This is a genomic window from Streptomyces sp. NPDC007162 (assembly GCF_040634175.1).
In the GTDB taxonomy this organism is placed as follows: Bacteria; Actinomycetota; Actinomycetes; order Streptomycetales; family Streptomycetaceae; genus Streptomyces.
In genome coordinates, this window is record NZ_JBEYFC010000381.1 from 1 (window position 1) to 8,949 (window position 8,949).

An 8,949-nucleotide genomic window follows, 5' to 3' on the forward strand; every position below is an offset into this window, starting at 1 on the left:
GATAGGTCGGCTGGTCTCCCACCAGGACTTGGAGTGTGGTGTGGAAAGAGTGTTCAGGAGGGGCGTCACGGGACACTTGGGGGAGGACGGTCCGCGAACAGGGTGGAGGCGAGCGTGGTGATTGCCGTCAATCCGACGGACAGCGCCTCGCTGCTCGCTGCCTTCGGGGCGCTGGGCGTGCTGGCGGTGATCTTCGCCGAGTCGGCGCTGCTCGTCGTCGGGTTCTTCCTGCCGGGTGACACGTTGCTGTTCCCGGCGGGCGTGCTGTGCGCGGCGACCGCGGACCGGCCGCCGCGGCTTGAGCTGTGGCAGGTGCTGGTGTGCGCGGCCGTGGGCGCCGTGGCGGGCGGACAGGTCGGCTATCTCATCGGACGGCACGGCGGCCGGCCGTTGCTGGCCCGGACCTCCCGGACGCGGGTACGCGAGGGCGCGGCGCGTGCGGAACGGCTGCTGGCCCGCTACGGCTACGGCAAGGCGCTGGTGATCGGGCGTTTCGTGCCGATGCTGCGCTCCGTGCTGCACCCGGCGGCCGGGGCGCTCGGGGTGCCGATGCGGCCGTTCACCCTGTGGCAGAGCGTCGGCGGTGTGGTCTGGTCCCAGAGCTTCGTCCTGGCCGGGTACGCCCTGGGGTCCTCGGTCTCCCACATCGACGACTGGCTGTTGCCGCTGGTCGGCGTGATCGTCGCAGTCTCCGTGGTGCCCCTGCTGGTGGAGGCCCGCCGGGCGCGTCGTGGTCGGACGGGTCAGGGTTCCCGGTGAGGCGTCGGCGCTCGGTCGCGGCAAAGGCCAGTATGCGCGAGGGAAAATTCAGTTCATCAGTGCGCAAATCGATCGCTGGATCGGTGTAATCGGCAGACATGTCGGACCGCGCGGCGATCTAGCGTCGGAGTGCACGGGGGCCCACACGGACCAGAAAGCACCGAGGCACGCATGCCCATCCCGAATACCGACGTCCTTCCGCATACCGACGTCCTGCCCGCGACCGAGTTCGACACCCTGACCGCTTCCGCCGCCGACCTCCTGTCGCCCGTCGACGAACTGCCCGAGTCGGCGGCGTCGCCCGACCTGGTCCTGCGGCGGGTCCGCGACGAGCTGATGCTCGACGGCAACGCCCGGCTCAACCTCGCCACCTTCGTGACGACCTGGATGGAGCCGCAGGCACGGCAGTTGATGGCGGAGACCGCGGAGAAGAACCTCGCGGACCGCGCCGAGTACCCGCAGATCACCGCGATGGAGGAGCGCTGCGTGCGGATGCTGGCCCGGCTCTGGCACGCGCCGCGTCCGGAGCAGGTCCGCGGCTGCTCCACCACCGGCTCCAGCGAGGCGGCCATGCTCGGCGGCCTCGCGCTCAAGCGCCGCTGGCAGGCGCGCCGCCGCGCCCAGGGCAAGGACACCACGCACCCGAACCTGGTGATGGGCGCGAACGTCCAGGTGTGCTGGAAGAAGTTCGCCAACTACTTCGAGGTCGAGCCGCGTTACGTCCCGATGGAACCCGGCCGCTACCACCTCACGCCCGACACCCTCACCGCGTACTGCGACGACAACACCATCGGCGTGGTCACGGTCCTCGGGTCCACCTTCGACGGCTCGTACGAACCCGTCGCCGACATCTGCATGGCCCTGGACGGCTACCAGGCCGCCACCGGCACCGACATCCCCGTGCACGTCGACGGCGCGTCCGGTGCGATGGTGGCCCCCTTCCTCGACCCGGGTCTGATGTGGGACTTCCAGCTCGAACGCGTCGCCTCCATCAACACCTCGGGGCACAAGTACGGGCATGTCTTCCCGGGCCTCGGCTGGGCCCTGTGGCGGGATGCCGACGCCCTCCCCGACGAGCTGGTCTTCGAGGTCGACTACCTGGGCGGCCGCTCCCCCAGTTTCACCCTCAACTTCTCCCGTCCGGGGGCACACGTCGTCGCGCAGTACTACAGCTTCCTGCGCTACGGCTTCGAAGGGCTGCGGAACCTGGCGACCCAGAGCCGCACGACGGCCCGTGCGCTCGCCACCCGCATCCGCTCCATGCCCCCCTACGAGTTGATCACGGACGGCTCCGAACTCCCGGCCTTCGCCTTCCGGTTGGCGCCCGGCACCCAGGGCTTCACGGTCTTCGACGTCTCCCACGCCATGCGCGCCCGCGGCTGGCACCTGCCCGCCTACGCCTTCCCCGCCCCGTGCCAGGACGTCACCGTCCTGCGTCTGGTCGTACGGACCGGGTTCACCGCCGAACTCGCGGGCATGTTCATCGCCGACCTGACCGAGGTCACCAGGCAGCTCCACCCGGCCCGGCCCACCCCCACGTCCCTCGTCCAGCCCCTCACCAAGGCCTGATCCCACCGGATCAGCGCAGTCGGCCCTGCTGGAGGGCCGCGTGCAGCGCGTCGTCGACGGCGGGGTGCCGGAAGGCGAAACCCGCCTTCAGCAGAGCGTCCGGGACCGCGCGGCAGCTGCCGGTGATGCCTTCCGAGAACTCACCGAGGACGGCCCGCAGGGCGAAGGCGGGGACGGCGGCGAGGGTGGGCCGGTGCAGGATCCGGCCCATCGCCCGGGTGATCTCACGGTTCGTCAGTGGTTCGGGGGCCGTGAGGTTGAGGGGGCCGGAGATGTCGTCGTGGTCGATCGTGTATCGCAGCGCCGCGATGTGGTCGGGCAGCGAGATGAACGGCCAGAACTGGTCGCCGGAGCCGAGCCGGCCGCCGAGTCCGAACCGGAAGAGTGGGAACAGCTTGCCCCAGGCGCCGCCGTCGGCGGAGACCACGAGACCGGTCCGCGGGTGCACGACCCGGACGCCGGCTCCCGCGGCGGGCGCGGCGGCGGACTCCCAGGCAACGCAGACCCCGGCCAGGAAGTCGCTGCCGGCCGGGTCGGACTCGGTGACGACCCGGTCGCCGGTGTCTCCGTAGTACCCGGTGGCCGAGGCCGAGACCAGCACCCGGGGCGGCCGGGCGGCCTCGGCGCACGCCTCGGCGACGGTCCGCGTCCCCGCGAGGCGGCTGAGCCGGATCTCCTGCTTGTACGCCGCGGTCCAGCGCCGGTCGCCGACCCCCGCACCGGCCAGGTGCACCACGGCGTCGACACCGTCCAGGACGGCCGGGTCCAGCCGCGTGCCGGGCTCCCACGGTGCGGTCTCGGTGCCGTCGGCGGGCCGGGGCGCGGTCCGGCCGCGGGTGAGCCGCAGCACGCGGTGGCCGTCGGCGAGGAGGGAACGGGTGAGGGCGGAACCGATGAGTCCGGTGGATCCGGTGATCGCGACGCGCATGACGTTCTCCGATGAGCGAATGTTTGAGAGTTCAAACTCTCACTCGTCAGCCTACGCCGTCCGGATGTCGGTGGGAGGTAAGCGGTCGGCCGTGCGGAGGGGATGCGAGCGCCGCCGGAGAACAACCGAAAGGGCATGCCGGATATCTCCGACATGCCCTATGACCTGCTTCTTCGCAAGTCGGGACGACAGGATTTGAACCTGCGACCCCTTGACCCCCAGTCAAGTGCGCTACCAAGCTGCGCCACGTCCCGGTGCCGTTTGACCTGGGGTTTCCCCGGTCGAAACGCGCAAGGAAACAATACCGCACTCGGCTTGGTGGTCGTACCCGGCTTTTCCGGCCGCGGAGCCGCGGCGGACGGTCAGGCCTTGTCCGGCAGCCCCAACTCGGGATAGGCCTCCAGGAGTCGGGGCGGGGCAGCCTGTCTCCAGGAGTCGGCCAGGATGTCACGCAGCTCGGCCTCGTCCTCCAGCGCCGCCAGCCGCACCCGGACCCAGGCGAACATCGCCTCGTGCTCGGCGATCCAGAACTTGTCCGGCTCGGCGAGCACCAGTTCGTCGCGTTCCTCCTTGGGGCAGCGCACCGCGATCGAGGTCTCGTCCTCCGGGAGCGTGGCGAACATCTTCCCGGCGACCCGGAACGTGGGCATGTTCCAGGCGGTCTTCTCCACGGTGTCCGGCAGGGACAGGGCGGCACGGCGTACGTCTTCGGCTTCCGGCATGGGACGAACCGTAGCCCCCGGCACTGACAGTCACCGGGCGGGAGTGACCACGCGCTTGAAGTAGAGGGTGGTCGGGCGCAGCGTCCCGAAGGGGTCGAGCGCGTAGTCCGGGATGATCCCGGCGCGGGTCCAGCCCGCCGCACGGTAGAGGTGCTCGGCGGGACTGTCCGTCTCGGTGTCCAGATGGAGCAGGGTGATCCCGGCGGCCGCGGCGGCCCCTTCGGCGACGGCGAGCAGCCCGCGACCGATTCCCTGGCCGCGGGCGTCGCGGTGGACCATCAGCTTCACCAGTTCGGCGCGGTGCCGGCTGTTGGGCTTCTCGGGGAAGGCGAGGCCGACCGTGCCGACGGCCCGGCCGGTGCCGTCCAGCGCCGCCCACACGGCGAGTTGCCCGGCCGCCACGGCGTCCGCCCTCCCCCGCCACCAGTCGAGGGCACGCTCACGCGCGAACGGCGCGAGGAAGCCCACGGACGCGCCGGTGTTCACCGTGTCGGCCAGGAGGTCGGCCAACTCGGCCGCACGCTGCGTCAGTTGGTCCGACCCGAGGCGCAGTACGGTCATGGCCGCACCACCGCCAGGACGTACCGCGTCTCCCCCGGCCCGGCGCACCGGAACCGCGTCGGCCCCCACACCCGCAGCCGTAGGCAGTCGCCGGTGTCCAGGAGGTGCTCGGTATCCTCCGCGGTCACGGCGAGCGTCCCGTCGAGCACCCAGAGGTGCTGTTCCAGGCCGGGGACCGGCGGGCGGTCGTAGGAGATGTCCGCGCCCGCGGCGAGCCGGCCCTCGACGAGTTCACCGCGCAGCCCGCCGTGCGGCGGCGACACGGAGCGCCGCACGAAACCGGCGGCGCGGTCCTCCCACACCTGCTGTTCGGCCGCGCGCAGCACCGGCGCGGGTGCCGCCTCGACCTCGCTGAGCAGCTGGGACATGGTCCGGCCGTAGACACCGCAGAGGCGGTTGAGAAGAGCCGCGGTCGGGCTGGTCTCGGCCCGTTCGGTCCGCGAGAGGGTCGATTTGCTCAACCCGCTGCGCTCCGCCAACTCCCCCAGGGACCAGCCCTGTTCGGCACGCAACTCGGCGAGACGAGTACCGAGGCGGGCGTCGAGACCGGTACTGACCGGATCAAGGGCGATCACATCGTCGCGTTTCATATGCGGGATGCTATCCCGAAAATGCAACACCCTTGTCAAGGACGCCTCACGGCCGCGCCGCCTCACCCAGCGCCTCCAGCACCGGACGGATCAGCGGATGCCCCTCGGCACCGCGTCGTACGGCCGCGAACACCCGGCGCGTGGGGGCGTCTCCGTCGACGGGGCGTACGACCACACCGGTCAGGTCCGTGCCGCGGAGCGCGGAGCGGGGTACGAGGGCCACGCCCGCGTCGGCCGAGGCCAGGGCGACCACGGCGCGGAAGTCGTCCGAGGAGTGTTCGAGGCGCGGCTGGAAGCCGGCGTTCTCGCAGGCCAGGACCACCACGTCATGGCAGGGGTTGCCGGGGTAGGGACCGATCCAGACGTCCTTCGCCAGCTCCGCAAGGGGGACCTCGGGGGTCTCGGCGAGGCGGTGGTGGAGTGGCACGACCGCGTCGAAGGGCTCGGCGTACAGGGGTACGTGGGTGAGCCGGGGGTCGTCGGCCGGCGGGGCGCCCCGGTACTCGACGGCCACCGCGACGTCGACCTGCCGGTCCAGGACCATCGGGAGGCTGGCGTCGCCCTCGGCGTCCTGGACCCGGATGCGGATGCCGGGGGCGGTGCGGGCGAGGTGGGCCACGGCAGGGGCGACCACCTGCGCGATACCGGTCGCGAAGGCGGCGACGGTGACCGTACCGGCCTCGCCTGAGCTGTACGCGGCCAGTTCGGCCTCGGCCCGCTCCAGCTGGGCGAGGACCACGTTGGTGTGGCCGAGCAGGATCTCGCCGGCCGGGGTGAGCCGTACCCCCTTGGCGCTGCGCTCGACCAGGCGGTGGCCGGTCTCCTGTTCCAGGGCCGCCAGCTGCTGGGAGACGGCCGACGGGGTCAGGAAGAGCGCGGCGGCAGCCGCCGTCACGGTGCGGTGGTCCGCCACCGCACGGAGGATGTGGAGCCGCCGCGCTTCGATCACAGGGTCGATTATTGCAATATGTCCGCGCCGCCCGAACCACGGACACCGGACCGCCCGACGGCAGGCGCCGAACCGCAGGCACCGAGTCGGGTGCACCCGACCGCGGACACCGGCCGGCAGGCGCCAACCCGCAGATGCCTGACGGCAGGCGCCCGACCACGGACACCGGCCCGCACGCACCCAGCCGCAGGGACCGGCCCCGTCGGTCCCTAGGTGGAGCACCGGACCACAAGCACCCGACCGCAGGCACCGGCCCCGGCGTTCGGCGCGCCGGTCCCGGCGTTCAGCTCGCCAGTTCTGTGCGGGCCGCCACGAAGGCGTCCACCGCGCGGTTGACGTCGGCCGTCGAGTGGGCCGCGGAGAGCTGGACGCGGATCCGGGCCTTGCCCTGCGGGACCACCGGGTACGAGAAGCCGATCACGTACACGCCCCGGTCGAGCAGCAGCTCGGCCATCCGCCCGGCCTCGGCCGCGTCGCCGATCATCACCGGGGCGATGGCATGGTCGCCGGGGAGGACGTCGAAGCCCTCCTCGGTCATCCGGCGGCGGAACAGCTCGGTGTTCTCGGCGAGGCGCACCCGCAGGTCGTCGGCCGACTCCAGCAGGTCGAGGACCTTGAGCGAGGCCGCGGCGATCACCGGGGCGAGGGTGTTGGAGAAGAGGTAGGGGCGGGAGCGCTGACGCAGCAGGGCGACGATCTCGGCGCGGGCCGCCACATAGCCGCCGGAGGCGCCGCCGAGGGCCTTGCCGAGGGTGCCGGTGACGATGTCGACGCGGTCCATCACGCCGTGCAGCTCGGGAGTGCCCCGGCCGGACGGGCCGACGAAGCCGACGGCGTGCGAGTCGTCGACCATGACCATCGCGTCGTACCGGTCGGCCAGGTCGCAGATCTCCCGCAGGGGTGCCACGTAGCCGTCCATGGAGAACACGCCGTCGGTGACGACGAGCCTCCGCCGCGCCCCGGCCGCCTCCTTCAACTGCCTTTCGAGGTCGTCGAGATCGCGGTTGGCGTAGCGCAGGCGGCGGGCCTTGGAGAGCCGGATGCCGTCGATGATCGAGGCGTGGTTGAGGGCGTCGGAGATCACCACGTCCTCCTCGCCGAGCAGGGTCTCGAAGACCCCGCCGTTGGCGTCGAAGCAGGAGGAGTAGAGGATCGTGTCCTCCTGGCCGAGGAACGCCGACAGCCGCGCCTCCAGCTCCTTGTGTACCTCCTGGGTGCCGCAGATGAAGCGGACCGAGGCCATGCCGTAGCCCCAGCGGTCCAGTGCCTCGTGGGCGGCGGCGATCACCTCGGGGTGGTCGGCGAGGCCGAGGTAGTTGTTGGCGCAGAAGTTGAGGACCTCACCCGGGCGGCCCCCCGCGGTCACCGCGACGGTCGCGGACTGCGGGGTGCCGATCACGCGCTCGGGCTTGTGCAGCCCGGCGGCGCGGATCTCGTCGAGGGTGACGCGCAGGTCGTCGCGTACGGAGTCGAACATTCCAGAAGCTCCTAAGGAATTACGCGGTCCAGTCGAGGATGACCTTGCCGCCGCGGCCGCTCGCCGCGTCGGCGAAGGCGGCCTCGAAGTCGCGGTGGCCGTAGCGGCCGGTGATCACGGGGGCGAGGTCGAGACCGCCCTCCAGCAGGACGGACATCGCGTACCAGGTCTCGAACATCTCCCGGCCGTAGATGCCCTTGATGGTGATCATCGAGGTGACGATCCGGGCCCAGTCGACGGGGAACTCCTGGGCGGGCAGACCGAGCACGGCGATCCGGCCGCCGTGCGTCATGTTGGCGATCATGTCCTGCATCGCCTCGGGCCGGCCGGACATCTCCAGGCCGATGTCGAAGCCCTCGCGCAGGCCCAGTTCCCGCTGTCCGTCGGCGATCCGGGCCTGCGCCACGTTCAGCGCCAGGCTCACGCCGATCTTGCGGGCCAGGTCGAGGCGCTCCTCGCTGACGTCGGTGATCATGACGTGCCGGGCGCCCGCGTGCCGGGCCACCGCCGCCGCCATCAGGCCGATCGGTCCGGCGCCGGTGATCAGGACGTCCTCGCCGACCAGCGGGAAGGAGAGCGCGGTGTGCACGGCGTTGCCGAACGGGTCGAAGATCGCGGCCACGTCGAGGTCGACCGGGACCCGGTGCACCCAGACGTTGCCCGCGGGCAGCGCGACGTACTCGGCGAACGCACCGTCGCGGCCGACGCCGAGGCCGACCGTGGCCCGGCACAGATGGCGCCGCCCGGCCTGGCAGTTGCGGCACTTGCCGCACACCAGGTGGCCCTCGCCGCTGACCCGGTCGCCGACCTTGATGTCCACCACGTCGCGTCCGGTGGCCACCACCTCTCCGACGAACTCGTGCCCGACCACCAGCGGGGTGGTGACGGCCTGCTGCGCCCAGCCGTCCCAGGCCTGGATGTGCAGGTCGGTACCGCAGATTCCGGTCCGCAGCACCCTGATCAGTACGTCACCCGGTCCGACCGCGGGCTCCGGCACGTCCGCCAGCCACAGCCCGGGCTCCGCCTTCTCCTTGACCAGCGCCTTCAACGCTACGGCTCCTGTGCGTGAGGTGCCGGCCGCGGGCACGCCGAAGCAGCCCGCGGCCGGGCATGGGGTGTGGTATCGCACAGAAATCTGCCGTACCCGGGCGCCGGGGTCCATCGAGGTTTTCTTAAGCGCCGCCACAGCTGCGCTTCACGCCCCCCTCAATCCCCCGGCGGGGCCTGCCTGTTCGAGGCGGGAGACCTGGTAGTGGCCGAGGTACCAGTCCTGCGCCACCCGGGTGACGACGACGGAGAGCTTCACGTCCAGCGGTGGCCGGTCCCGGAACGAGAACTCGACCGCCAGATTTCCGCTCACGGCCACACCAGCACCGCGCCCACCCTCACATGCC

9 protein-coding genes, 1 tRNA gene and 1 pseudogene are annotated in these 8,949 nt (G+C 71.6%); 2 read left to right on the forward strand and 9 right to left on the reverse strand.

The genetic code is table 11. The features are described 5' to 3' along the window. Positions 1-117: 117 nt before the first annotated feature. Positions 118-759 carry a DedA family protein gene (locus ABZ646_RS33100; protein WP_360527168.1) on the forward strand — a complete coding sequence of 214 codons (642 nt, stop codon included), beginning with the start codon at positions 118-120 and terminating at the stop codon, positions 757-759. Between the two features lie 171 nt (positions 760-930). After that, complete coding sequence (locus tag ABZ646_RS33105; protein ID WP_360527144.1) at positions 931-2,328, forward strand: glutamate decarboxylase; 1,398 nt, start codon at positions 931-933, stop codon at positions 2,326-2,328. A gap of 10 nt (positions 2,329-2,338) precedes the next feature. On the opposite strand, the gene ABZ646_RS33110 is transcribed toward ABZ646_RS33105, so the two are convergent. From ABZ646_RS33110 to ABZ646_RS33150, 9 genes and pseudogenes are all read right to left on the reverse strand, one after another. Next, positions 2,339-3,256 carry a TIGR01777 family oxidoreductase gene (locus ABZ646_RS33110; protein ID WP_360527147.1) on the reverse strand — a complete coding sequence of 306 codons (918 nt, stop codon included), beginning with the start codon at positions 3,254-3,256 and terminating at the stop codon, positions 2,339-2,341. A 180-nt stretch (positions 3,257-3,436) separates the two neighbouring features. Then, positions 3,437-3,510: transfer RNA gene (locus ABZ646_RS33115), tRNA-Pro, on the reverse strand. Positions 3,511-3,618: 108 nt separating this feature from the next. Further along, the gene (locus ABZ646_RS33120) at positions 3,619-3,978 is read right to left on the reverse strand and encodes an MmcQ/YjbR family DNA-binding protein (RefSeq protein ID WP_360527150.1); all 360 of its coding nucleotides are present in this window, start codon (positions 3,976-3,978) and stop codon (positions 3,619-3,621) included. Between the two features lie 30 nt (positions 3,979-4,008). Then, positions 4,009-4,539, reverse strand: a complete 531-nt coding sequence (locus ABZ646_RS33125) for a GNAT family N-acetyltransferase (RefSeq protein WP_360527153.1) — start codon at positions 4,537-4,539, stop codon at positions 4,009-4,011. Continuing rightward, positions 4,536-5,129 carry a helix-turn-helix domain-containing protein gene (locus tag ABZ646_RS33130; protein ID WP_360527156.1) on the reverse strand — a complete coding sequence of 198 codons (594 nt, stop codon included), beginning with the start codon at positions 5,127-5,129 and terminating at the stop codon, positions 4,536-4,538. The genes ABZ646_RS33125 and ABZ646_RS33130 overlap by 4 nt, the downstream gene beginning before the upstream one ends. A 46-nt stretch (positions 5,130-5,175) precedes the next feature. Continuing rightward, entirely contained in the window at positions 5,176-6,078 is a 903-nt protein-coding gene (locus ABZ646_RS33135; protein WP_360527159.1) for a LysR family transcriptional regulator, read from the reverse strand. A gap of 283 nt (positions 6,079-6,361) precedes the next feature. Beyond that, on the reverse strand, positions 6,362-7,555 hold the full coding sequence (locus ABZ646_RS33140) for a glycine C-acetyltransferase (RefSeq protein WP_360527162.1): 1,194 nt from the start codon (positions 7,553-7,555) through the stop codon (positions 6,362-6,364). A gap of 19 nt (positions 7,556-7,574) precedes the next feature. Then, positions 7,575-8,603, reverse strand: coding sequence for an L-threonine 3-dehydrogenase (gene tdh, locus ABZ646_RS33145; protein WP_360527165.1), 1,029 nt, complete (start codon positions 8,601-8,603; stop codon positions 7,575-7,577). A 147-nt stretch (positions 8,604-8,750) separates the two neighbouring features. Beyond that, positions 8,751-8,949 (reverse strand): annotated as a pseudogene (locus tag ABZ646_RS33150) (hypothetical protein); the annotation flags it as partial.